We start from the raw sequence: 21,807 nt of genomic DNA on the forward strand, positions 1-21,807 counted from the left end.
AAAGGGGAAACATCCATGAGCGAAGTAATTGTTATTACATCTGGTAAAGGTGGCGTAGGTAAAACAACTACCAGTGCTAATATTGGTACTGGCCTTGCTATGTTAGATAAAAAAGTTGTTTTATTAGATGCAGATATTGGCCTAAGAAATTTAGACGTAGTTATGGGACTAGAAAACAGAATCGTATACAATGTTATTGATGTAATTGAAGGAAATTGCAGATTAAAGCAAGCATTAATTAAAGACAAGAAATACCCTAATTTGTTTCTCCTTCCTGCAGCTCAAACAAGGGACAAAGATGCTGTTACCCCAGAGCAAATGAAGAAATTGTGTGAACATTTGAAAGAGGAATTTGATTTTGTAATTATTGATTGTCCAGCAGGTATTGAGCAAGGGTTCAAAAATGCAATTGCAGGTGCAGATAAGGCAATCGTTGTTACAACACCAGAAGTATCGGCTATTAGAGATGCTGATAGAATCATTGGTCTATTAGAGGCAAATGATCTTCATCATTCTAGATTAATTGTCAATAGAATCCGTGTAGATATGGTAAAACGTGGAGATATGATGACTGTTGATGATGTAATAGAAATATTGGCAATAGACTTAATAGGTACTATACCAGACGATGAAAACATCGTAATCTCTACAAATAACGGCGATCCAATCGTGAATAACACTACTTGTCCTTCAGGAAGAGCATATATGAATATTAGCAGAAGGATACTTGGAGAAGAGGTTCCATTTATGGAATTTCACAGTGATAAAGGCCTATTTGGAAAATTAAAGAGTATTATGGGTTTTAATAACTAAAAAGGGGGGAGTCCAGTGGGTATTTTCAGTAAGAAAACATCTAAAACTGTAGCAAAGGATAGACTTAAACTTGTATTAATCCATGATCGTGCAAATTGCTCGTCAGAAATATTAGAAATGATTAAGACGGATATCCTTCATGTGATAAATAAGTATATGGAAGTTGAAGAACAAGGCTTAGAAGTAAGGATTGGAACGACAAAATCAGACAGAAACAATACACAAGTACCAGTCTTATACGCCAATATTCCAATTAGAAATATGAGAAGCTCTGGTATAAAACAATATTAGAAAGAGGTCTATATGTTTCGTGAATATGATTTTAGAAGATTAGATATATTCTTTATCGTGCTAATTATTGCTTTAACAATTATTGGCGTTATTGCTATAAAAAGTGCAACTATGTCAAATATCCACGACGGAACAGATATATTTGTTAAAAAGCAAATAATTGGATTGGTTTCTGGTTTTGTGATAATGATTATTGTGGCTTTAATAGACTACCGCTTTATTAGTAAGTTTTATTGGCCAATTTATATTTTAAATATCGTACTTTTGGTTTCAGTTATCTTTTTTGGTAGAACTGTAAATAATGCTACAAGATGGATTAGTATTGGTGGTTTTAATCTTCAACCATCGGAGTTTTGCAAAATATTTCTTATTATTTTTTTAGCGAAACTGATTGATAAAAACAAAGAAAGAATCAATAAGCCAATATTTTTGGTTTTTATGATTGGACTAATCAGTTTACCAATGTATTTGATTTATAAGCAACCAAACTTATCTACAAGTTTGGTTATCATTGCAATCTTTGGCGTAATTCTATTTATATCAGGATTAAGCTATAAATATATAATTGGAACAATTGCTATTCTTATTCCTTGCTTTATTATTGGATTTTGGTATATACAACAACCGAACCAGATCCTATTAGAAGATTATCAAGTGAAGCGAATAATGACAGCAGTATATCCTGAAAAAGCTGAAACCTCAGACAAATTTCAGACCAACAATTCAATTCAAGCAATTGGATCAGGTAAGCTATTTGGCAAAGGACTTTATCAAGGCAAATTAAATCAATATAATTATTTGCCTGAACCTCAAACAGATTTCATATATTCTATTGTTGGTGAAGAATTTGGCTTTGTTGGGTGTAGTACGATTCTAACACTATTACTGGTTTTAATTATGAGGTGTTTATGGATTGCAAAGGATACAAAAGACCTATCAGCAACTATAATGGTTATTGGCTTTGTTACCATTATTTCGTTTCAAACTTTTATTAATGTTGGAGTAGTAACTGGTATTCTTCCTAATACGGGAATTCCCTTGCCATTTATTAGTTATGGAATTAGTTCTCTATGGTCAAATATGATAGGTGCGGGATTAGTTCTTAACATAAGTATGCAACGAAAAGCTATATATTATTAGAATGAAAGGGGTTTTAGGATGAACATCGGATTGGTAGCCCATGATAATAAAAAGAAGCTCATGCAAAATTTATGTATTGCCTACAGAAATATTTTGAGCAAACATGAATTATTTGCTACTGGTACAACGGGTAGATTGATTGAAGAAGTAACCAACCTTTCTATTCATAAATATTTAGCTGGACATTTGGGAGGTCAACAACAATTAGGCTCACAAATAGCGCATAATCAAATAGATGTTGTGATTTTTTTAAGAGATCCGTTATCTCAGAAACAACATGAACCAGATCCAGCTTCCGTTATACGTTTATGCGACATTCACAATATTCCAATTGCAACTAATTTGGCTACTGCTGAACTACTTATTAAAGCATTAGAAAGAGGAGATTTAGATTGGAGAAATGTTCTAAAATAGTGAGATAGAAACTAAACTATAATCAGGAAGGTTTGTTAATTGATAACAACAAAGCCATTATCCAATAGGATAATGGCTTATTAATGTGCAATAACATAAACAAAAAGCTTTAAAAAATGTAAAACACTACAAGAATACGATTAATACGTTGTTTTGATTTTTCTTATTCTGGCCGATTTTCTTATGCTACAATGAATTCTTTCATAAAATCAGGCAATAAATTCGTGTCACAATTAACGCTGAAAATAAATCTAACATCAAACTTATCTGAAAGAGTTTTTAACTTATCAATTAACTCATATGACGAATGAATGTCATTCACATGAGCTAAACGTAATAAGCCATCTGCATAAATTTCCGAAATATCATTGTCTTCAGAGAGTATACCGCACATGAAACCAAAAAACTCTTTGTAGTCAGTGATTGGATATTCAGAAATATTGGTATAACGGATTTGATGCTTTAAATGAAGCATATGACTGCTATCACCATCTAGATAAACAATATGCCCATCTGTTAAATTAACTGCTTCATTTGCCATCTTTATTAAGCTTTTTGTTTTCCCTTCCCCAGTATCACCTGCAACTAAACGTATCATAGTAATCTCCTCCTTATAGAATGGTAATTAAAAACAAATTAATGTACATAGAGTATATATTCCATAAGAAATTAATTTATCCTTTTTATAAATTGAAAATTAATTTCTTATTTCCTAGAAAAAGCTGATTGTCTTCACGAAACGAAACATAGAAAAAAACGTTATTCTATTATATTTAGAATAACGTCATAAAATTATACTTCGTTTCTAATTCTATTGAAAAATGTCAATCCATATAGTGCTGCTAAGCCGACAAGAGCATAAACAATACGGCTACCAGCAGTATCCATTCCGCCAAAAATTGCAGCAACTAAATCAAATCTAAAGAACCCAATTAATCCCCAGTTGATAGCACCTATTATTATTAAGGTTAATGCAATTATGTCAACAGGTTTTGTATTCATGAAAATCCTCCTTAAACAATTAGATTATAATTATCTATTAAATTCATAAACATAGTCTATGCATTTTTTGAATAAATACAATGCTAAATTATGGAAATGAAATTTAAGGATTATTAGACAAGGATACTGTAATAAAATATATTATAACAATACTAAGAGGTCAAGAATGAAAGAAGATGCAAATCGTTTTTATACAACCCATAAAATTATTGAAGGTGAAACGTTAAATGATATCGTAAAAGAATACGATTCAACAGTTACAAGTGTTCTTACAGCAAATCAACTTATAAATCCATTTATGCTTGAAAAAAATTCAACTATTGTTGTACCAATACAGAGAGAAGTTGTTATGACGCAAACTTCCTATGATTACGTGCGATATAAGAATGACTTAATGCACTTAAAAGCGCTTTATCCATTTCTTGAGGTTGAAACAATAGGCTTAAGTGTTGATGGAAGAGATATTTACAGTATAACCTTCGGAGAAGGAAAAAATACTGTCATGTTCAATGGAGCTCATCATGGAAATGAATGGATTACATCACTATTATTAATGAAATGGTTAGAGAATATTTGCTATGCATTCTCTTTAAAAGGAAGCATTCGAGGATATTCGATTCGAGATTTATTTGACGAAACTAGAATTGTTCTTATCCCAATGGTAAATCCTGATGGAGTAGAAATCGTTGTGAATGGATTAAATAATATTGGAAATAATGCACAAAAAATAATGAGAATGAATGGTGGGCGTGATGATTTTAATTTATGGAAAGCAAATGCCAATGGAGTAGACTTAAATAGAAATTATCCTGCCGGATGGCGTGAATACAAAAAAATCGAACGACAATTAAATATTTATTCACCAGGTCCTAGTAAATATGCAGGAATGAAACCACTTTCAGAGCCAGAAGCAAGATGTATGGCGAATTTCACAATGCGTATGGAGCCAAGATTAACCTTGTCTTTTCATTCCCAGGGTGAAGTAATATATTGGCAGTATTTAGGAAGAGGTGCTGCAGATAGTTTATATATTGGTAAAGAACTATCAAAAGCATGTGGTTATAAACTTGAATATGAAGATTGGTTTGAAGCTTTTGCAGGCTATAAGGATTGGTTTATACATCACTTTTCAAAGCCTGGGTTTACCATTGAGGTTGGTTTAGGTGTTAATCCGCTTCATGTAGATCAATTTGATTCAATATATGAAAGAACCGAAGAACTAATGCTCCTTGCCTCAATAATCTAGATTCATCTAGTATTCAATGAGCAAATATGATAATATAATATTGATTACAATATACATACAATTAGAAAGTTGGGAAGAAATGAACGAAGAGGATTTGTACTATAAATATTCTTACTATTTAAAGCAGAAGTATGGTGAGAAAGTATATAAATTACCAGTAAATTTAAACATCTCTTGCCCAAATAGAGATGGAACTGTAGGAACGAAAGGTTGCTATTTTTGTAGTGACAAAGGTACGGGGTTTGAAATGCTTCATTATGAAAAATCAGTTAGAGAACAATTGATTGAAAATAGAAACTATATTGGTAAAAGATATGGTGCAAATAAATTTATAGCATATTTTCAAAATTATACAAACACATATATGCCACTAGATGAGTTCAAACTGTATATGGAACAAGCATGTATGGATGATGTTGTAGAAATAGATGTTTCTACTAGACCAGATTGTATTTCAAGAGAGTATTTAGATGTTCTACAAGATATATACCATAAAACAAATACCAACATTACAATTGAGCTTGGTCTTCAAACTACAAATGATGAAAGCTTAATTAAAATTAATCGAGGTCATAATGTCCAAGATTTTATTGATGCAGTGAATGTGATTAAGGAATATCCCTTTGACATATGCGTTCATCTTATATTAAATTTACCTTGGGATGAGGATCAAGATGCTATTAATAGTGCAATCCTAATGAATCAACTAGCCATTAACCAGGTCAAGCTACATGCGCTATATATTGCAAAAGGTTCAGTTTTTGAGAGGATGTATGCGGAGAAGAATCTTGAGATTTGTTCAAAGGATGAATATATAAGTCGAGTCATTCTTTTTCTTGAAAATCTCGATTCATCAGTGGCTATTCAGAGGTTGATTGGACGAGCCCCCAAAGAAGAAACAGCATTTTGCAATTGGGATATAAGTTGGTGGAAGATTAGAGATGAAATTGATCACAAGATGAAGGAAATGAATACGTATCAAGGTAAAAAGAAGGTAACCTATGAAAAAAGAAAACGGGAATAGATATATTGAAAAAGAAAAAAAGGCAATTAAAGAAAAGAAAACAATGAATAAAGCAAATAAACATATCAATTTAGGATTAATTGTCTATTTTTTGATATTTGCATATTTGGTTTTTTGTGTTCTTAATTTTTCTTTTTCAGAAAAAACAAACTATACAATGGCAGAACCAGGCTCCATAATTGAGTCAGAGCTTTTTTCAGGAATCATTATTAAGGATGAAACAATTGTGAGTAGTAAGACGGAAGGTGCTGCTAACTATTTTGTACCAGAAGGTGAAAAAGTTAAGAAGGGTACTTTAATTAGTTGCGTTGATAATAATGGAGAAATTACAGCAGCCATTAATGCAAAGTTGCAAGAGGCAAAAACATTACAATTAAGTGATGTGAATTTTTCTTTAAATAATTATAAATATCTTCAGGATAAATTGAAAAATTATGTTCTATATAAGCATTCAAGGCCTTTTGAATATACATATTCTGCGAAAGCGGATATTGAAAGAGCTGTACTTGATGCTTCAAACACAGTACTCCTACAAGATGATCAAATATTAAGGAAAATATTAAGCAATTCAGTTGCACAGGATGAAAATATTCATTATGCTACAAAAAGTGGAGTAGTGTCCTATCAATTTGATGGTTTTGAAGGTATGAAAATAGAATCTTTTACTCCTGAAAGCTTGGATCAAGCGATTTCTTCAAAGAATGAAGATAATACTATTGTAGATGCACTTGGCGCTTTATCAATTACAAAGGATGCACCTTTGTTTAAAATTGTTAGTAATTACAAGTGGTATTTAGCAGCCGAAATCAATGATATTTGCGAAAAATATTTAGAGGATGAAAGTCATGCAACTATATATATTAATTTTAATGATATGAAAATGCAGGGTAAGATACATGAAATCATTAATAAAGATACCAAAACTTATATTGTTTTGGAATTTGATAGATACTTAAACGAGTATCTGGATGATCGTTTTTTAGACTTCTCAATCATTTATTCGAATTCTGAAGGAATTAAAATTCCATCCTCAGCTATAACAAATAAGGATTTTCTGAAAATTCCATTAGAGGCCTTGGTGAATTCAAATCAGCGATATGAAGTGAAGAAAAAAATTGTAGGTGATGATATTGTTGGTGGCGAATCCTTAGAAGGTGTTACAATTCCTATCTATAAAATTAGTGAGAGAGATGCTTACATTCCCAAATCAGATAAGTTAAAGGTTGGCGACGAAATAGTTTATGTTCTCGAAGATGGTAAAAACGTAGAATATAAAATTACAGAAATGCTACCAATCGAAGGTGTTTATGTAATCAATAAAGGATATGCTGCTTTTAAATTCATTGAAGTTATTTCCTATACACAGGATTATAAAATTGTAAAAGATACAACTGGATTTGGCGTTAATCAATACGACAGAATTGCAACAGATGCAAGTATACTTAAAGAAAATCAAATAATCAATTAGGAGAAAAGTAGATGCCAATTAACACTAATATTGATCGTATTTATAAAGAAATAGTTGAAGCATGTCATAATTCAGGTAGAAGACAAGAAGACATTACGTTAATAGCAGTCACAAAAACAAAACCAATAGAAGATATGAAACAAGCTCAAAATTACGGGATAATACATGTTGGTGAGAATAAAGTTCAAGAAATCGTAAATAAGTATCCTTATTTCAAGGAAAATTTTACATGGCATATGATTGGTCACCTACAAACCAATAAGGTTAAATCAATCATTGATAAAGTTGAACTCATTCATTCAGTTGACAGCATTAGATTAGCACAGCAAATCAATCTTGAAGCATCAAAAATGGATAAAGTACAGAATATTCTGGTTCAGGTTAATATCGCTGAAGAAGAATCTAAGTTTGGAGTAAGCAAAGAGGTAATCGAAACTTTTATTAGGGAAATAGCTTTATTACCAAATATTTGTATTAAAGGGCTAATGACAGTTGCACCTTATGTGGAAGATTCTGAAGAAAATAGACCTATTTTTAGGGAAATGTTTCAAGTTTTTGTTGACATAAATAGTAAAAACATTGATAATGTTACTATGGATGTGCTATCAATGGGGATGACGAATGACTTCGTGGTTGCAATTGAAGAAGGCTCTACAATGGTACGTATTGGAACTGCAATTTTTGGCGAAAGATATTAAATTAGGAAGGGATGAAAAAAATGGCTAAATTTTTTGATAAAATGTTAGATATCATGAATTTAAATGACTATGATGATGACGATGATGAATTAGAAAATGATGATGATTTAGATGAGTATGGAAGCTTAGCAGAAAAGCGTCCTTTTAAGAGCTATTCTGGCGGGAAGAACTATGAAAGTACTAGTACAGTAAGTAAGGTTGTCAATTTCCAAGCAAGTGTTCAAATGGAGGTTGTAGTTATTCAACCTTTGGCTTACGATGAAGCTCAAATAATCTGTGATCATATAAAAAGTAAAAGACCTGTAGTACTTAACTTAGAAAAAATGGAAAAAAATGTTGCGCAACGTATTATGGATTTTGTGAGTGGTTCTTGCTATACGCTTAATGGTAATTTGCAAAGAATTACAAATAATATTTTCATTATTGCACCTGAAAATGTTGATATTGCAGGTGACTTTAGAGAAGAACTTAAATCAAATGGCATCATTTTACCATGGAAAAACGAATAACTTAGGAGGCTTTTCATGGATCTTTTTTTATTAGCAATAGATAAATTTCTTTATATTTTAGAAGTACTTATTTTAGTTCGAGTGGTTGTTTCTTGGTTACCAATAGCAAGAGATAATCCATTTATAGAATTTTTATATACTGTAACAGAACCGATACTTGCTCCAATTAGAATAATGATTAATAAATCAATATTTGGAGGTAAAGGGCAAGTATTTGATTTATCTCCTCTAATTGCTTATTTTATATTACAATTGTTACACACATATTTAAAATAGGAATGATGATCGTGGACACAAGTAGCAATGAAAACCTGTTTTTAAGGAAATTAAATGATAAAGCTGAGCAAGCATATTATAACAATTTTCCAACTTATACGCATTTTTTAGATTTACATGAGCAAGGCCTTTTTAAAAGTCATATGAAGGAATTCCACAATGTTAACAATATTATGTTTGGTGGAAATGATTCCTGTGAACGGAAAATAATCATGTTTTTTCCAAGAGATTATCAAGAAGATCAAATTTATTTTCCGATAGCAATACTCCAAATAATAAACAATAGTGCTTCAGATAAACTTAATCACAGAGATTATCTTGGAGCGCTAATGAATTTAGGCATAGAAAGATATAAACTTGGTGATATCATTTGTGATGAACATTCAGCATATGTGTTTTGTATAGATGCACTTTCAGATTATATTATTGAACAATTGATAATGATTAAAAGGACAACCGTAACAATTAATAAAATTAACATGAGTGAAGTGACGCAAATAGGACCTCGTTTTGATGTTATTAAAGGTACAGTATCCTCGTTAAGATTAGATAGTATCCTAAAAATTGGGTTTTCATTATCAAGAGGTAATGCAACAATATTAATTCAAGGTGGTAAAGCCTTTATTAATAACAAGCTTTATGAGAAAAATTCGTCAAAGGTAGAGGAAGGCGATGTCATTTCATTAAGGGGCTTTGGTAAATTGAAGATTAATACTATAGGGGATTATACAAAAAAAGGTCGTATCTTTATTGAGCTATTAAAATACAAATAGGGAGGTTTACTATGTTAACACCATTAGATATTGAATCAAAGGTTTTTACTAAGTCATTTCAGGGGTACAATACTACAGAGGTAAAAACATTTATTAAAGAAATTTTAACACATTATGAGAAATTTTATAAAGAAAACATAGAGTTGAAAGATAAATTAAATACTTTGCAAGAAGCGGTTCAGTATTATAAGAATATTGAAACTACATTACAAAATACATTAATCTTAGCTGAAAGAACTGCAGAAGAAACAAAGACTGGGGCAAGACAAAGAGCGAACCAAATAGAAAAAGAAGCTCAACTAAAAGCAGATGTTATGGTTAATGATGCAAAGAACGAAATTATTTCAATTAATAAAATAAAGGAAGAATTGATTCGTAACTTCGATCATTCTAAAATACAAATTAGGCAATATTTAAAAACTCAACTTGAAATAACTGAAAGAAGTGATATGGATTTTACCTTTAATACATCAACTTTTGATATGTTATTTAGAACGAATAAAAATATGAGTGAAGCTCGTATAGAAACTCCTCTAGAGGTTCTAGTAGAAGCACAATTAGAAGCAGCACCTGTTCTAGAGAAAGAATCAGTAAATACGAATTCCTCAAGAACACCAATACCCCCTTTTAATGAAAACAACTAAAAGATAAGTTAAAAGGAAACCAAAAATTTACGATAAGGTGCTGGTATTGTTACAGCCCTTATTTCTTAAGTAAGGTGAAAAAAATGAACCAATTAACAGTGAATACTAAAAATAAAAACTATGAAATCATATTTAACAACAATTTTGAAGGTCTATTACATGAGATTAAAAAGCTAAATATTACAATCAGTAAAATCGCAATTATAACGGATGATCATGTTGGACCGTTATATTATGATCAAGTAAAGGAATGCTTAAGGACACTGTATCCTGAGATTTATTGCTTTACTTTTTTGCATGGAGAAAAAAGCAAGAATTTAAATACAATTTCTGATATTTATGCTTTCATGATAGAGCAAAAGCTTGATAGAAAATCTCTTGTAATCGCATTAGGTGGAGGGGTTGTTGGTGACATGGCTGGCTTTGCTGCTGCAACTTATATGAGAGGTATTAAATTTATACAAGTTCCAACCACTTTATTATCACAGGTTGATAGTAGTGTTGGAGGTAAAACCGGAGTTGATTTCAATGGATATAAAAATATTGTTGGTGCTTTTTACCAACCTGAACTAGTATATATCAATACACGTACCTTGAAGTCATTACCAAAGAATGAATTTTGCTCTGGAATGGGAGAGGTAATTAAGCACGGACTTATATTAGACCAGAATTATTATAATGAAATTGAAAAAAACAGAGATCATATATTGAATTTAGATCATGATATATTACAAACACTCATTTATAACTCTTGTAAAATCAAAAGTCAAATTGTATCAGAAGATGAAAAGGAAGAGGGGTGTAGAGCTCTTCTGAATTTTGGACATACAGTGGGACATGCAATTGAAAGGTTGAAAAACTTCGAACTTTTACACGGAGAATGTATTTCTATTGGATTTGTTGCTGCTCTTCATATCAGTGAACAATTAGGTCATATCACTGAAGTAACTATAAATAGAGTTATAGACTTACTAAAAGCGTTTGAATTACCTACTGCAGTAGTAGGTCTAGAGCCAATAGATATCTATAATGAAATGTTTCATGATAAAAAAACCTCAAGCAACCAGTTGAATTTTGTTTTATTAACTGAAATTGGTAAATCATATATTAATAATTCGGTTGAAGAAGAGGTTGTTATGAAGGCAATACAAAAAATCATTTTAAAATAACTACAGGCGGTATGTATATGTGGATAGAAATAGTAGCAATAGTCCTCTTGATAGGGTTAGATCAATTAGTAAAATACTTTACGGTACTAAACTTACAAGGAAATAGTCCTTATGTAATTATTGAAGGGGTATTCCAATTAACCTATGTTGAAAATAGAGGTGCAGCCTTTGGTATGCTTCAAAACCAAAGAGCATTTTTCTTGATTTTTACATTAATCGTTATAGGACTAATTCTAGCTTATTATATAAAAGTTCCAAAAACAAAAAGATATAATCCACTTAGAATAACTGTTATTGTTTTCTTTGCAGGAGCTATAGGAAATTGGATTGATAGATTTCGGTTATCGTATGTAGTTGATACCTTTCATTTTAGTTTGATAGACTTTCCTGTATTTAACGTTGCAGATTCTTATGTAGTAGTATCAACTTTTGTTTTTGCATATCTAATGTTGTTTTATTATAAAGAACAAGAATTTGATTTCATTAAATCAAGATTGAAAAAGGAATAATATGAAAACTCTTAAATTAACGGTAGACGAAAATGCAGTAAATGCACGCATTGATAAATATCTTTCAGAACAACTAACTGAATATACAAGATCTTATTTACAAAAGTTGATTACAGATGAAGCTGTACAAGTAAATGAGAAGATTGTGAAAGCAAACTATAAACTAAGATTAAATGATGAAATCACTCTAAGTATTCCTGATTTGGTACCCTTAGATGTTACTGCTCAAGATATGGATTTAAATATTGTTTATGAAGATAGCGACTTACTTATTATTAACAAGCCTCAAGATATGGTTGTTCATCCAGCCCCTGGACATGCAGAGGATACCGTAGTCAATGCAGTTCTTTATCATTGCAAAGATGAGCTGTCTGGAATCAATGGAGTATCTCGACCTGGTATCGTTCATAGAATAGATAAAAATACATCTGGATTACTGGTCATATGCAAAAATGATAAAGCACATGTTCATATTGCAGAGCAATTAAAAGACCATACGATCACAAGAAAATACGAAGCCATAGTCTATAGTAATATGAAAGAAGATGAGGGCACAATAAATGCTCCAATTGGAAGACATACGGGTAATAGACAATTAATGGCTATTAATTATAAAAATGGAAAAACAGCTACTACCCATTATCGCGTTATTGAAAGATTAAAAAACCAATTTACCCATGTTGAGTTAACATTAGAAACAGGAAGAACTCATCAAATTCGTGTTCATATGGCAAGTATTCATCATCCCTTATTGGGCGATGATATTTACGGCCCTAAAAATAAAAAGACTCCAGTTAAGCTAGTAGGACAAGTATTACATGCGAAAACGTTAGGATTTATACACCCATCAACCCAAGCCTATGTGGAATTTACTTCTGATTTACCAGATTATTTTATTGAATTATTAAATAAACTGAGAAATTAAAAGTTTAAAAGGTGAACAAACATGAAGATATTAATGGATGATAAAGCAATAAATCGAGCAATTACACGTATTGCACATGAAATTATTGAAAACAATAAAGGTGTTCATGATTTAGTTATATTAGGTATCAAAACTAGAGGCGTTCCTCTTGCGAAGAGCATTGTTAAGAAAATCAAAATGATTGAAAATGCAGATGTTCCCTTTGGAGTTTTAGATATTACTTTTTATCGGGATGACTTAAATCACAAATCAATTCATCCTATATTAAATAATAAATTAAACATTGATGTAAAAAATAAAACAGTGATTCTAGTGGATGATGTTGTATATACTGGAAGAACCTGTCGAGCTGCTTTAGACGCGGTTATGACTGCTGGAAGAGCAAAAAAAGTACAATTTGTTGCGTTAGTTGATAGAGGACATAGAGAGTTACCACTTACTCCTGATTATGTAGGTAAAAATGTACCTACTTCAAAGGATGAAGTAGTACACGTAAGATTGGTGGAGACTGATGGTGAAGACATCGTAGTAATCACTAATTAATACATATCTTGCCAACTTTTATTAAGTTATATTTTGTATGTCCGATTGTATTTTAACTTGATTGTGATATAATAAAAGGTGGATTTTAATTCCAATTTTTAACCGACCTAAGAGAGGTGTCTGAACTATGGTATTCAACAATAAACATTTTTTAGATTTAAAATCATTAAGTGAACAAGAAATTCATTATATTCTAAATACAGCGCAACAAATGAAATATACCCTTACATCAAGTAAGGCAGCAGCTGTTGCACCACATTTAAAAGGTAAGACGGTAGCAACTTTATTTCATCAAGAAAGTTCAAGAAGTAAATTATCTTACGAGCTTGCAGCATATAATTTAAGTGCAAAGGTTATCAATTTAACAACCTCAAGACAATTTAAGAGTGGTGAATCCCTTAAAGATATTGGAAGAACTGTCGATCAAATGGGAGCAGATTTCATTGTTCTTAGACATCCAGTCGCAGGTGGTCCTCATTATTTAGCAAAGTTTGTAGATGCTTCCGTAATTAATGCAGGAGATGGACTCAACGAAAATCCAAGTCAAGCATTGATCGATTTGCTTACAATACTTGAAATGAAGAAGATCTTCAAGGGCTTAAAGGTTGTTATGATTGGAGATATAGAGCATAATAGAGTTGCTAAGAGCAATATTTGGGGGTTAACTAAGCTTGGTGCAAGGGTTTCTATAGCTGCGCCACCTACGTTAATACCATCTAGAATTGAAGAGCTAGGGGTAGAGGTATATAATTCTATATCCGAGGCTATCATCGATGCAGATGTCATTATGACTATGAAAATTCAAAGTGAAAGACAAGAGAGGAACCTATTGCCTTCTCTTAATGAATATAAAAAATTGTATAAATTAGATGTAAATAGGCTAGAGTATGCAAAGGATGATGTAATTGTTATGCATCCAGGTCCAATAAACAGAGGTATAGAGATTTCATCAAAGGTAATTGATGGAGATTGCTCACTAATTGATAGACAGCAAATAAATGGTGTTGCAGTTAGAATGGCATTGTTTCATTTACTATCAAAGAAAGGTGGGGTATCCTATAATGATTAATACATTGCTAATAAAAAATGGCACAATATTTACCCATGATAAAACCATTTATAATATGGATTTATTGATTGAAGACGATAAAATTGCAGCAATTGAAGCAAATATAATACCTGGTGATAACTGGCCAGTGATTGATGCAACTGGATTATATATTATTCCAGGACTTGTAGATATGCACTGTGATGTATGTGAGCCAGGCTATGATTTTAAAGAAGACTATGAATCAGCTGGAGAAAGTGCAATTAACGGTGGATTTACAACAATTACCAATAATCCGAATTCTGATCCAGTAATAGATAATAAGGCTATTGTTGAATATGTTTTAACGAAATCCAAGAAGGAATGCCCAGTAAATGTATATCCATATGGTTCACTTACAAAGGGATGTAATGGGAATGAAATCGCCGAAATTGGTGAAATGCAAATAGCTGGTATTGTTGCTGCTTCAGATGGAGATATTCCAATACAGAATTCAGCATTAATGAAAACAATATTAAATTATTGTAGTATGTTTGATATGCCGATCATTATCCATAGTGAAGATACAACGCTATCCAATAATCATGGTGTGAATGATGGCTTAATATCTACGCAATTAGGGCTTATCGGTGCCCCAGAAGTTGCAGAAACAGTTGCACTTTCAAGAAATCTACTGCTTGCTGAAGCGTATAATATTCATATACACGTAGCGCATGTGTCTACCAAAAGATCTTTAGACTTAATCAGAAGTGCGAAGAGAAATGGGATTAAAATTACGGCAGAAACATCACCACAATATTTTTCTATGGATGAATCATCTCTATTAGATTTTAATTCGTTTGCAAAAGTGAATCCTCCATTAAGAACTAAGGAAGATGTTCAAGCAATGATCAAAGGTATTGGGGATGGCACAATTGATGTTATTAGTTCTGATCATAAGCCTGATACGATTGATTCAAAGGATGTAGAATTTGAATTGGCATCTTTCGGAATTTCCTCCTTTGAAACTGCTTTTTCATTAGCATATACAAAATTAGTGGAAACGAAAGTAATTAATATGGAGCAACTGGTTCATAAGATGTCTTATAAACCAGCACAAATACTTGGGATCAGTAAGGGTAGGTTATGCTTAGATAGTATAGCAGATTTAACAATATTTGATCCTAATGCATCATTTTTAGTTGAAGCAAGAAACTTTAAATCAAAAGCTAATTATTCGCCTTTTGATGGAATGATTCTAAAGGGTCTAATTAAATATACAATAGTTGGTGGAAAGAAATTCAATGCAAATACAGATACAATTGTTTTTCCCCCTGCCGATTATGATACGAATGAATTTGAAGGAAATAATGAGTAATCATATAAATTAGAAAACTGAAACGGCATAGGTTACATAATAAAGTTATTGTTAACAATATCCGTGTTGTTACTTTTAGATTGAATTAACGTAACAAATTGAATGAAATGCTATTGGTCATTAGGACAATATGCTGCAAATAAAATACGAAGGAGTGAGGTATTTTGTTTTTAAAAAAATTCAAAAAGATTACGGAGGACTGTATGTTGGGTGAGGTATGTAAGAGCAAAAGATTAAAAGGAAAGGCAGTATTTGGAATTCTAGTAGGTACAGTTCTTGGTTTGGTTTTCGGTCTTTTATTTGCACCTAAGCCAGGAAAAGAAACACGAAAAGAGATTCTTGGAAAAGTAACAGACGACCTAAGTAGTAAAACTACTGTTATTAAAGACAAAGTTATAGAAAAAGCTGAAAATGCACAAGAAGAATTTAATGAATTGGTTGAGAAAGTAGAGAAGGTTCAAGAAGAAATCATTGAAATAACTGAAGAGCTAAAAGAGAAGGTTAAAGAAAAGGTAAAAGATAAAGTTAAATCAAAAAAAGAGAAAAAAAGTATTAATATACATATTGATGAACAAGAAGAAAGTAAAGAAGCAGAAGCAGTAATGGAGAATAATAATATTGGAAAAGCAGAAGAAAAAACAGAGAATATTAATATTGCAGAAGAAAATTTGGATATTCAATTAGAAAGTATCATGACTAGTGACTCTGCAGAAGTTTTAGAAGAAAATTTTGTTATTAAACCAAAAAGAACTAGAAAAAAGAAGACAGATGCTGCCAAAATAGTTATTGAAGATAGTGAAAATTTGAATGAGGGTATTGATTAAGAGCTTTAAGGAATATATTTAACAGCTATCATGCAAATTATTTTGCTTCGATAGCTGTTTTTGTTGGTTGTTGCTAACTTACTAGTAAGGTATGTTCTACAGATGAACAGAAAATGAAGCAGATAGGGATGCAAGAGATTTAGCTAAGAACAGCCTATTTTATTTGTGTTAAGTACTCTCATATGCTACAATAATAACTATTAAACAATAATAATTAATAAGAAATTTAAACTACATAAATTGACATATACTAGGAGGTGTTCTTGATGAGAAAGAAAAGCAATTTCATTGTTTTGCTGATCATGCTTATTTTGTTCTGTTCGTATCAGATAAATGGTAAAGAAGAAACAAGAACCATTCAAGTCGTTATGGATGATAATTATCCGCCATATTCCTTTAGAAATGGGAATGGAGAATTACAAGGAATCGCCATTGATCAATGGACACTTTTTGAAAATAAAACTGGTATTAAAGTTGAAATTACTGCAATGGAATGGAGTTTAGCTTTCGAGAGTATGGCTAAAGGGGAATATGATGTAATCGATACAATCTCATATAATGAAGAGAGAGAAGCTTTTCTAGATTATACAACAGCGTATGCGACCATTGAGGTACCCATCTTTTTTCACGAGAATATCGCAGGTATTACTGATATCGAATCTTTAAAAGGATTTACAGTGGCTGCCAAAAAAGGTGATAACAGCATTTATATGCTAAATAGAAACGGAATAAATAATATTCAAGTTTATCATTCAGCAGAAGAAGTTGTTACAGCTGCTAGGGATAAAGAAATTGTAATATTTGTTTTAGGCAAGCCTCCAGCATTATACTATCTATATAAAATGGGTATTGAAGAGGATTTTAACTACTCTACATCATTGTATACTAGTCAATTTCATCGAGCAGTGAAAGAGGGAAATACAACTTTGCTAAACGATTTAAATGCTGGGTTTTCTAAAATTTCTAAAGCAGAATACGAAAATATTGATAATAAGTGGATGGGTACAGCCAATTCATCTGTAAATAATTCTAAAGTTTTTAAAACATTTATGATATTTATTGCTATAACTTCTAGCATTACTTTTTTACTCTTATTTTGGAATAGAACACTTCATTCAAAAGTTGTTGAAAAAACTATGGAGCTTTCTAATACAATTGAAGAGCTTAAAAAAAGTGAAGCGCGTGGTAAAGCCCTATTAGAAGCTATACCAGACACCTTTTTTCTTTTCGATAGTGAAGGTAAAATTATGGATTATCACACTTTACAAGTTGAAAGCCTCTACGTACCACCTGAAGCATTTTTAAATAAGTACTTGCATGAAATTTTCTCATCAGAATATTCAGATGGTTTTATAGCGGCAATTAGAGAGGCAATCAGCACAAATCAAACTACGACTATTGAATATGAATTGCTCATTCAAGATGTTATGCGTCAATATGAAGCTCGGTTTGTATCCTGTGATCAAGAGCGAGTGGTTGCAATCGTCAGAGATATTACAGATCGTAAGAAAGCTGAGGAAAAGCTTATTGATATTGGTATTCACGATGCATTAACAGGTGTGTATAATCGTTATTACTTTGAACAGGAACTATCAAGAATCAAAAATAGCTCGCTAAACAACCTTTACGTTGGTATGTTTGATTTAGATGGACTTAAGCTTATAAATGATACCATGGGTCATGAACAAGGAGATACTTATTTAATTGCTACAACTGAAATTATTAGCAAATCATTTCCTGATACTAGCGTTATTTCAAGAATTGGAGGAGATGAGTTCTGTATATTGCTTTCCAATATATCAGAAGACGATATTAGCCAATATCTTAAAAATTTGTCTGAGGAAATTGATAAATATAACCTTGTGGAACGTATTATCCCAATTAGTATTTCTCATGGTTATGTCTTTAATAAAAAGAGCTCAATGGACATCTTAGAAATGGTCATGCAGGCAGATAATCGTATGTACCGTCAAAAATTACATAGACGTCAAAGCATGAAAAGCGAAGTGGTTCAGACCATGAAAAATATGTTAGAAGCACGAGATTTTATTACTGAAGGACATGCAAGTCGAATGGAAATATTGGCGGTACAACTAGCAACAGCAATAGGTATTCCTGAGAAAGATCTTGCAGATATTAAATTACTGGCACAATTTCATGATATAGGAAAAGTTGGTATTCCAGATCATATCCTATTCAAACCAGATAGATTGACTGAGGAAGAATTTGAAATCATGAAACGTCATACAGAAATAGGCCACCGTATTGCAGAGTCCTCGATAGACTTATTACCAATAGCGGAGTTTGTTTTGAAGCATCACGAATATTGGAATGGCCGTGGTTATCCTTTTGGTATTGAAGGTATAGAAATCCCTATTGAGTGCAGAATATTGTCAATAGTTGATGCCTTTGATGCTATGACGAATGATAGACCTTATCGCAAAGCGTTACCCAAAGAGGTTGCCATTGAAGAGCTTAAGCGTTGTTCAGGAACTCAATTTGATCCTACACTTGTTGAAGAATTTATTCGAATAATTTCTTCTTAGGTTAGTAGGTTTATAACATAATTCTATTTATTTGGAGGAGCACTTTCATGAGTGAAATAAAACAAAATACTGAGCTTGCATTGGATATAGTAATGAGTGATAGAACAAAAAACAGATCCCAAAAGCAAAAAGAAGCCTTGATCAATAGGCTAAGTAGGGTGGAGGGACAAATAAGAGGAATCAAAGGAATGATAGAAAAAGATGTATATTGCGATGACGTTTTACATCAAATATCAGCCGCCCAAGCTGCTTTAAAATCTGTAAGTAAGCTTGTACTTCATAGTCATATGAAGAGCTGTGTTATTGAAAGAATCCAATCAGGAGATAATGAAGTCATCGATGAGTTATTAGACACAATTGGTAAAATGCTTTAGTAACAGAAAGTATCAAATTGGTCTTATTATTAGGGAGAATAGATGAAAGAAATAGGCAAATTAATCAGTGAAATGATCCAATATTATTCAGGAGATGTTAAGCGGATAAGTCATTTTTTAAAGGTATATGCTTTGGCAAAAGCAATAGGGGAAAGTGAAGAATTAGATAGCGTAAAACAAGAAATACTAGAAGTAGCAGCTGTTGTTCATGATATTGGAATCAAAATTAGTGAAATAAAATATAATTCTAGCGCAGGACATTATCAAGAAGTTGAAGGACCTATAGTAGCCATGGAATTATTAAAAAAATTAGAATATAGTGAGGAATTGATTTCTAGAGTGTGTTTTTTAATTGCAAATCATCATACTTATAATGACATAAAAGAGAGCGATCATCAAATACTTGTAGAGGCCGATTTCTTAGTTAATATTGGAGAAGAGGGAATTTCGGTAGAAGGGATTAAGAAAATTCAGGAGAAAATATTTAAGACGTATACTGGATTGAAGTACTTAAGTAATATGCATATGTCATAATAATTTAATGTTTGGGTAGGTGTTTAATAAATTTAATGAACTTAATATGGCATTATCTCAGACAGTCGACAAAAGCGTTTTTTCTGATAAGTGTATTGATTATTGGCAGTAAGTGTTCATTTTTCTGGTCTTACCCTTCGGCTGGTCAGGCGAAAAATGAACACTTACTGCCTTTTGTATTTATTTTGAAGAAAAAATGCTTTTATCTCTGTTTTGTTAATTGACAATTAAGTCAATGTTACAAAACCTACGCATTTGCTAGGGTTTCGTAATCGAAGGTAAACTTCGCTTGCACATCAGTGGGGCGACTAATTCCATTCGGTTAAATTGTCAACAACCTGAGGAAATGCCCTTTATATAGCATTTCTTTTTTGGTATTTTTATATTGATGATAGTTTCTATTTTATAACCAACCTCTTAATCTTAAAGGTTTTGCTAAACGTTGGATTGCAATCATATAAGCTGCCTTACGCATATCTGTTCCTTTTTCTACGCTTAGTTCATAAATACTCTTGAAGGCTTCAACCATTTTTCGCTCTTGTTTATCTTGAATTTCATCAAAAGTCCAGTAGTAATGATAAAGATTTTGAACCCACTCAAGGTAGGAAACCGTTACACCGCCTGCATTTGCAAGAATATCAGGGACGATATAGATGCCTTTCTCAAGAAGATATTTTTCAGCTTCAGGAGTTGTTGGACCATTGGCACCTTCAACAATAATATTTGCTTTTATTAATTTTACATTTTGGCTGGTAATGGCATTTTCTAAAGCACAAGGTGCAAAAAGATCACATTCTTGCTCAAAAGCAGCTTCACGTGGTAACTCGATGCAACCATCATTTTGGTAACCTTCTAGGGATGTGTTAAGGGCTGTATAATTCATGGCATGTATCACATCAATGCCGTGTTCATTTTTTATACAGCAGGTGCTATCAGATATAGCTACAATTTTAGCTCCTAAATTTTGCATGTATTTAGCTGCATAGCTACCAACATTACCGAAACCTTGAACAACAACTTTTAAGTCTGAAAAGTCTAGGTTCTTAACCTTGGCAGCTTCTCTTGCCATAAGTGCAACTCCATAACCAGTCGCTTCTTTACGTCCGAGACAACCTCCAAGCTCTATGGGCTTCCCAGTAAAAACAGCTAGTAAGGTTTGTCCAACACCTCGTAATTGAGAATATTCATCTACCATCCACGCCATGATTTGACCATCCGTGCCAACATCAGGTGCTGGTATATCGCGCTTTTCTCCAATGATCGGGGTAATGGCCTTAGCATAACCTCTCGAAAGGTTTTCTAATTCTCTATTTGACAATAGTTTTGGATCAACAACTACGCCACCTTTAGCACCACCATAGGGGAGACCAACAATAAGACACTTGAAAGTCATCCAGGTTGCCAAAGCCTTAACTTCATCTTTAGTAACAGCGGGATGAAACCTGATTCCACCTTTTGTAGGGCCAGGAGCATCATTGTGTTGAACTCGGTATCCTACAAACATTTTGGTTGTACCATCGTCCATTTTTACAGGAATTGAAACTTCTAGAACTCTCTCTGGTTCTGAAAGTAAGTAATACAGCTCATCACTTTCTCCAAGAGCATCACAACCTTGTCGAATCTGTTTTTGTACAATCTCAAATGGGTTTAAAGTTTTTTCAAGCATAATTCTAGCCTCCA

25 protein-coding genes are annotated in these 21,807 nt (G+C 32.2%); 22 read left to right on the forward strand and 3 right to left on the reverse strand.

Annotated elements, in window-relative coordinates:
* The first annotated feature begins 15 nt into the window (after nt 1-15).
* From minD to CVU84_03770, 4 genes are read left to right on the forward strand one after another with little or no spacing between them, the layout of a single operon-like run.
* Nucleotides 16-813, forward strand: coding sequence for a septum site-determining protein MinD (gene minD, locus CVU84_03755; protein ID PKM95928.1), 798 nt, complete (start codon nt 16-18; stop codon nt 811-813).
* Between the two features lie 15 nt (nt 814-828).
* On the forward strand, nt 829-1,104 hold the full coding sequence (locus CVU84_03760; protein ID PKM95929.1) for a cell division topological specificity factor MinE: 276 nt from the start codon (nt 829-831) through the stop codon (nt 1,102-1,104).
* A 12-nt stretch (nt 1,105-1,116) separates the two neighbouring features.
* Nucleotides 1,117-2,244 (forward strand): rod shape-determining protein RodA, encoded by a 1,128-nt coding sequence (locus tag CVU84_03765; protein ID PKM95930.1) that lies wholly within the window; start codon nt 1,117-1,119, stop codon nt 2,242-2,244.
* Nucleotides 2,245-2,262: 18 nt separating this feature from the next.
* Complete coding sequence (locus tag CVU84_03770) at nt 2,263-2,658, forward strand: methylglyoxal synthase (protein ID PKM95931.1); 396 nt, start codon at nt 2,263-2,265, stop codon at nt 2,656-2,658.
* Between the two features lie 181 nt (nt 2,659-2,839).
* On the opposite strand, the gene CVU84_03775 is transcribed toward CVU84_03770, so the two are convergent.
* Nucleotides 2,840-3,256, reverse strand: a complete 417-nt coding sequence (locus CVU84_03775; GenBank protein ID PKM95932.1) for a twitching motility protein PilT — start codon at nt 3,254-3,256, stop codon at nt 2,840-2,842.
* 194 nt (nt 3,257-3,450) lie between these two features.
* Nucleotides 3,451-3,660: a DUF378 domain-containing protein gene (locus CVU84_03780; GenBank protein PKM95933.1), complete on the reverse strand. Its 210-nt coding sequence runs from the start codon at nt 3,658-3,660 to the stop codon at nt 3,451-3,453.
* 166 nt (nt 3,661-3,826) lie between these two features.
* On the opposite strand from CVU84_03780, the gene CVU84_03785 reads away from it, so the two are divergent.
* The 18 genes from CVU84_03785 (at nt 3,827) to CVU84_03870 (ending at nt 20,127) form a co-directional block, all read left to right on the forward strand.
* The gene (locus tag CVU84_03785) at nt 3,827-4,906 is read left to right on the forward strand and encodes a peptidase M14 (protein ID PKM95934.1); all 1,080 of its coding nucleotides are present in this window, start codon (nt 3,827-3,829) and stop codon (nt 4,904-4,906) included.
* 79 nt (nt 4,907-4,985) lie between these two features.
* Nucleotides 4,986-5,930: a TIGR01212 family radical SAM protein gene (locus CVU84_03790; GenBank protein ID PKM96122.1), complete on the forward strand. Its 945-nt coding sequence runs from the start codon at nt 4,986-4,988 to the stop codon at nt 5,928-5,930.
* Nucleotides 5,908-7,398: a hypothetical protein gene (locus CVU84_03795; GenBank protein ID PKM95935.1), complete on the forward strand. Its 1,491-nt coding sequence runs from the start codon at nt 5,908-5,910 to the stop codon at nt 7,396-7,398. The genes CVU84_03790 and CVU84_03795 overlap by 23 nt, the downstream gene beginning before the upstream one ends.
* 11 nt (nt 7,399-7,409) lie before the next feature.
* The gene (locus CVU84_03800) at nt 7,410-8,096 is read left to right on the forward strand and encodes a YggS family pyridoxal phosphate-dependent enzyme (GenBank protein PKM95936.1); all 687 of its coding nucleotides are present in this window, start codon (nt 7,410-7,412) and stop codon (nt 8,094-8,096) included.
* 11 nt (nt 8,097-8,107) lie between these two features.
* A complete protein-coding gene (locus CVU84_03805) occupies nt 8,108-8,605 on the forward strand; it encodes a cell division protein SepF (GenBank protein PKM95937.1) in 498 nt (165 codons plus the stop codon).
* 15 nt (nt 8,606-8,620) lie between these two features.
* On the forward strand, nt 8,621-8,881 hold the full coding sequence (locus CVU84_03810) for a YggT family protein (protein ID PKM95938.1): 261 nt from the start codon (nt 8,621-8,623) through the stop codon (nt 8,879-8,881).
* A gap of 2 nt (nt 8,882-8,883) precedes the next feature.
* Complete coding sequence (locus CVU84_03815; GenBank protein ID PKM95939.1) at nt 8,884-9,654, forward strand: RNA-binding protein; 771 nt, start codon at nt 8,884-8,886, stop codon at nt 9,652-9,654.
* An 11-nt stretch (nt 9,655-9,665) separates the two neighbouring features.
* On the forward strand, nt 9,666-10,298 hold the full coding sequence (locus CVU84_03820; protein PKM95940.1) for a hypothetical protein: 633 nt from the start codon (nt 9,666-9,668) through the stop codon (nt 10,296-10,298).
* A gap of 83 nt (nt 10,299-10,381) precedes the next feature.
* Nucleotides 10,382-11,467, forward strand: coding sequence for a 3-dehydroquinate synthase (gene aroB, locus CVU84_03825; GenBank protein PKM95941.1), 1,086 nt, complete (start codon nt 10,382-10,384; stop codon nt 11,465-11,467).
* Nucleotides 11,468-11,478: 11 nt separating this feature from the next.
* Complete coding sequence (gene lspA / locus CVU84_03830) at nt 11,479-11,976, forward strand: signal peptidase II (GenBank protein ID PKM95942.1); 498 nt, start codon at nt 11,479-11,481, stop codon at nt 11,974-11,976.
* 1 nt (nt 11,977) lies between these two features.
* Nucleotides 11,978-12,901 carry an RNA pseudouridine synthase gene (locus tag CVU84_03835; protein ID PKM95943.1) on the forward strand — a complete coding sequence of 308 codons (924 nt, stop codon included), beginning with the start codon at nt 11,978-11,980 and terminating at the stop codon, nt 12,899-12,901.
* A 21-nt stretch (nt 12,902-12,922) separates the two neighbouring features.
* The gene (locus CVU84_03840) at nt 12,923-13,444 is read left to right on the forward strand and encodes a bifunctional pyr operon transcriptional regulator/uracil phosphoribosyltransferase PyrR (protein PKM95944.1); all 522 of its coding nucleotides are present in this window, start codon (nt 12,923-12,925) and stop codon (nt 13,442-13,444) included.
* Between the two features lie 127 nt (nt 13,445-13,571).
* Nucleotides 13,572-14,513, forward strand: a complete 942-nt coding sequence (locus CVU84_03845) for an aspartate carbamoyltransferase (protein ID PKM95945.1) — start codon at nt 13,572-13,574, stop codon at nt 14,511-14,513.
* Nucleotides 14,506-15,849 carry a dihydroorotase gene (locus tag CVU84_03850; GenBank protein ID PKM95946.1) on the forward strand — a complete coding sequence of 448 codons (1,344 nt, stop codon included), beginning with the start codon at nt 14,506-14,508 and terminating at the stop codon, nt 15,847-15,849. The genes CVU84_03845 and CVU84_03850 overlap by 8 nt, the downstream gene beginning before the upstream one ends.
* A 203-nt stretch (nt 15,850-16,052) precedes the next feature.
* Nucleotides 16,053-16,673 carry a hypothetical protein gene (locus CVU84_03855; protein ID PKM95947.1) on the forward strand — a complete coding sequence of 207 codons (621 nt, stop codon included), beginning with the start codon at nt 16,053-16,055 and terminating at the stop codon, nt 16,671-16,673.
* A 266-nt stretch (nt 16,674-16,939) separates the two neighbouring features.
* Entirely contained in the window at nt 16,940-19,219 is a 2,280-nt protein-coding gene (locus tag CVU84_03860; protein PKM95948.1) for a histidine kinase, read from the forward strand.
* Between the two features lie 92 nt (nt 19,220-19,311).
* The gene (locus tag CVU84_03865) at nt 19,312-19,593 is read left to right on the forward strand and encodes a CsoR family transcriptional regulator (GenBank protein PKM96123.1); all 282 of its coding nucleotides are present in this window, start codon (nt 19,312-19,314) and stop codon (nt 19,591-19,593) included.
* Between the two features lie 42 nt (nt 19,594-19,635).
* On the forward strand, nt 19,636-20,127 hold the full coding sequence (locus CVU84_03870; protein ID PKM95949.1) for a phosphohydrolase: 492 nt from the start codon (nt 19,636-19,638) through the stop codon (nt 20,125-20,127).
* A 403-nt stretch (nt 20,128-20,530) separates the two neighbouring features.
* Here CVU84_03870 and CVU84_03875 read toward each other — a convergent pair whose 3' ends face one another.
* Nucleotides 20,531-21,793 carry a glutamate dehydrogenase gene (locus CVU84_03875; protein PKM95950.1) on the reverse strand — a complete coding sequence of 421 codons (1,263 nt, stop codon included), beginning with the start codon at nt 21,791-21,793 and terminating at the stop codon, nt 20,531-20,533.
* Nucleotides 21,794-21,807: the final 14 nt, after the last annotated feature.

The sequence above is a fragment of the Firmicutes bacterium HGW-Firmicutes-1 genome (genome assembly GCA_002841625.1).
Lineage (GTDB): Bacteria > Bacillota > Clostridia > Lachnospirales > Vallitaleaceae > HGW-1.